This is a genomic window from Donghicola sp. XS_ASV15, assembly GCF_041224595.1.
In the GTDB taxonomy this organism is placed as follows: Bacteria; Pseudomonadota; Alphaproteobacteria; order Rhodobacterales; family Rhodobacteraceae; genus Donghicola.
The window spans coordinates 1-1,520 of the sequence record NZ_JBGFGN010000031.1 but is presented as its reverse complement, the minus strand read 5'-3'; the positions used below and the strand labels follow the sequence as shown (position 1 = coordinate 1,520).

The 1,520-nt window shown below is 62.8% G+C and carries 3 protein-coding genes; all 3 read left to right on the top strand.

Annotation, left to right across the window (positions count from 1 at the left end):
- Positions 1-175 precede the first annotated feature (175 nt).
- From AB9K37_RS00490 to AB9K37_RS00480, 3 genes are read left to right on the top strand one after another with little or no spacing between them, the layout of a single operon-like run.
- Positions 176-397, top strand: a complete 222-nt coding sequence (locus AB9K37_RS00490) for a hypothetical protein (RefSeq protein ID WP_102856256.1) — start codon at positions 176-178, stop codon at positions 395-397.
- A 9-nt stretch (positions 398-406) separates the two neighbouring features.
- Positions 407-898, top strand: a complete 492-nt coding sequence (locus AB9K37_RS00485) for a hypothetical protein (RefSeq protein ID WP_102856255.1) — start codon at positions 407-409, stop codon at positions 896-898.
- Complete coding sequence (locus tag AB9K37_RS00480; RefSeq protein WP_102856254.1) at positions 898-1,209, top strand: hypothetical protein; 312 nt, start codon at positions 898-900, stop codon at positions 1,207-1,209. Before AB9K37_RS00485 ends, AB9K37_RS00480 begins: the two co-directional genes overlap by 1 nt.
- Positions 1,210-1,520: the final 311 nt, after the last annotated feature.

Here is a 1,520-nt window from a genome sequence, read left to right as displayed (position 1 = left end):
GCCGGGTGATCCCCCTCCCCTTCGCCCCTACGGACAACCTTGCACGGGTCCCCCTCCTGCCCTCGCCGGGAGGCAGGCTTTCAGGAGAGGGGCGCGCTTCGCGCTTCCTCGCCAGAAACCCCGCCCCGATTTTCGGCAACAGACCGGACAGGGCAACACCACAAGGAGGCCAGACATGGCAGAATTTCGTTTGGGTTCGTCCCCTGCAATACACACTCCCGGTATCATCGCTTGGGCGGTCAATGGTTATGCCTTCGAGGCAGACCGTCCGGTTTTCATCCACATCATCAAGACCGCATGGCCCCATTTGCCAGACGAGGCCATTGTGCAGCTTCTTTCCAAGGCCGTGCCTTACACCGTCGAGGGCGAGACGGTCATTTTCAACGTCGAGATTTGAGGGGCCATCATGCAACACGAGATCGAGACCCTTCACCAGCGCCCCGCCGATTTTCTGCAAGTCAGCCCCGTCACCGTAGCCGGTGACGGGGGGCTTCCTGAAGTCTGCGAGATCGGCCATGAAGACGGCTTTGCGCTGTTCGGCATGACCAAGGGCGGCGACGAGTTCACCGCCTACGAGGCGCTTCAAATCGAGGAAGTCGTGCGCGTTGCGTTACTCGCGCATCGTGCGTTCGGCTACGCCGTGCGCTGGCATGACGCCGAGTGTCTGACCACCCGCCCGGTCGAGGACTTCGCGGATATATCCGAGGACATGGCCGCAGCTCTGCATGATTTTGTCTATGACGATCTGGACGAGGCGGATCACGCGAACCTTGAGCTGCGTGGCGAAGCCTTCGAGGCTCACCCGCTGAGCGCCGTTCGGGATGCCTTCTGCGACTATTCGGACTACAACGGCGCGGGCACCTGCCGCGATCCGCGCTTGCCGGTCGAGGTGCAGTAATGCCGTGCGTCATCGAGGGATACGAGATCACCGAGCGCACCCGTTTTCGGGTGCGCTATGAAATCAACGCCGGGCGCGACTTCGCCGCGCCCGGCACCTACTGGCTCACCAACATGATGAGTCTGGAGGATTGCCAGCGGGCCTACATCGAGGCCCGAGAACAATCCGGGCTTGGCGCTTCTCAGTTCGGTTCGGGGGAGCTTTTCGATGAAATGGGCCAGCACCTAGCGCATGTCAGCTACAACGGACGGCTCTGGCCCCCGGTGTCGTGGCATCCCGACCTAAAGCCTTTGGCGGAAGCCCCGCGCTAACCTGCCCTTTACCGCCCTTTGACACATTGAGACGGCTCCGCGTTCTGCGGGGCCGTTTTTCTGTAGTGGCATGGAGAACCCGGCCCCGTTCCGAAGGAGCCGATACGATGGTCCTCGCAATTTCCTTGTTGGTGCTGTGCATCGTCGCCCTCGGAGCAAAGCGGCGATAGTTCGGGCAAATCCTGATCGCGCGTGACCTCGTGCAGTCGCTCGAGGACACGCGCGCCCAGGACCGGGCTCTACTCGTGCGCCGGCTGCACCGGCCCACTCCCCGAGCTTTCCGCGCCGCCCGTCCCTGCCCCCCAGGTGCG

What these genes read in the sequence shown, in the direction of transcription:
- AB9K37_RS00490 (WP_102856256.1), top strand. Translation starts at nt 176, where the DNA reads ATGGCAGAATTTCGTTTGGGTTCGTCCCCTGCAATACACACTCCCGGT.
- AB9K37_RS00480 (WP_102856254.1), top strand. Translation starts at nt 898, where the DNA reads ATGCCGTGCGTCATCGAGGGATACGAGATCACCGAGCGCACCCGTTTT.
- AB9K37_RS00485 (WP_102856255.1), top strand. Translation starts at nt 407, where the DNA reads ATGCAACACGAGATCGAGACCCTTCACCAGCGCCCCGCCGATTTTCTG.